This is a genomic window from Agromyces capsici, from assembly GCF_058349965.1.
In genome coordinates, this window is the sequence record NZ_JBYRET010000004.1 from 1 (window position 1) to 1030 (window position 1030).

Consider the following 1030-nt stretch of genomic DNA (forward strand, 5'->3'; position numbering starts at 1 on the left):
GGCCATCATGCGTTCAGTGCTCTACCTCCGTCTGTCATCCTCCGACGCTAGCCCTAAAGCTATTTCGGGGAGAACCAGCTATCTCCGGGTTCGATTGGAATTTCTCCCCTAGCCACAGGTCATCCGCTAACTTTTCAACGGTAGTCGGTTCGGTCCTCCACAGAATTTCACTTCTGCTTCAACCTGCCCATGGATAGATCACCCGGTTTCGGGTCTGCATCGCTCTACTTCTCTCCGCCCTCTTCAGACTCGCTTTCGCTTCGGCTCCGCTCTTTCCTCGCTTAACCTCGCATCGCAACGCAACTCGCCGGTTCATTCTACAAAAGGCACGCCATCACCCCTTGACGGGCTCTGACTTCTTGTAGGCATACGGTTTCAGGTTCTCTTTCACTCCGCTTGCGCGGTTCTTTTCACCTTTCCCTCACGGTACTGGTTCTCTATCGCTCACTTCTGATATTCAGCCTTGGCGGATGGTACCGCCTGCTTCCGACAGGATTTCTCGTGTCCCGTCGTACTCAGGATTTCTGCTGGCTTCACTGTCTTTCCCTTACCGGGCTTTCACCGTCTCTGGCAGCACTTTCCATTGCTTTCTGGTTTAACAGCTTCCGCTTTATGCAGATCCTACAACCCCGCATTTCTGCGGTTTGGGCTTCTTCCCGTTCGCTCGCCGCTACTTGGGAAATCACTTTTGTTTTCTTCTCTTCCGGGTACTTAGATGTTTCAGTTCTCCGGGTTCCTCTCTTACTTACGTAAGATGACTGGCCTTCTGCCAGCCGGGTTCCCCCATTCGGATATCTCCGGATCATTGCTTACTTACTGCTCCCCGAAGCCTTTCGTGGTTCGTCACGTCCTTCATCGGCTTCTAGTGCCAAGGCATTCACCATGCGCCCTTTTCTACTTGACCTATTTCAAGTTGAGTTTCTCTCTCTTCTCGGTCGCTCTTCAATCTGTTTTTTCGATTGTCTCGGTTTTTTGCTTTTGATTATATTCAGTTTTCAATGTACTAACCCTTGAGACTTTATGTCTCAAT

Annotated in this window: 1 rRNA gene; it reads right to left on the reverse strand. The window is 50.6% G+C overall.

The window, feature by feature from the left end:
* Positions 1-904, reverse strand: a 23S ribosomal RNA gene (locus AC3RKB_RS18775); the annotation flags it as partial.
* Between the last annotated feature and the right edge of the window lie 126 nt (positions 905-1030).